We start from the raw sequence: 243 nt of genomic DNA, 5'->3' as shown, positions 1-243 counted from the left end.
ATACAATCGAAACTGCTCGTGCTCAACGGCGTTGCGCAGGTCTTGCAACAACTGCAATTGCTTGCGCGCGTTGGTGTTCATCGACACATCGAAGAAGCTGTAGCCATTCTTGCCCATACCCTTGGCGTGGTACATCGCGGCGTCGGCATTCATCAATAGTTCTTGAGGGGTGTTGCCGTTGCCCGGAAACAAGGCAATGCCGATGCTCGCGGAAATATTCAGCTCATGTTCGGCGACCTTGAA

The 243-nt window shown here is 53.1% G+C and carries 1 protein-coding gene; it reads right to left on the bottom strand.

The features are described 5' to 3' along the window. Window positions 1–243 (bottom strand): diguanylate cyclase (locus KZZ04_RS20530; protein WP_219424083.1); only part of this gene is annotated, 243 nt, incomplete at both ends.

Origin of the sequence: Pseudoalteromonas sp. CR1, assembly GCF_019392235.1 — a bacterium.
Lineage (GTDB): Bacteria > Pseudomonadota > Gammaproteobacteria > Enterobacterales > Alteromonadaceae > Pseudoalteromonas.
The sequence above is the reverse complement of the archived record's forward strand: the minus strand, read 5'-3'. Positions and strand labels throughout refer to the sequence as shown.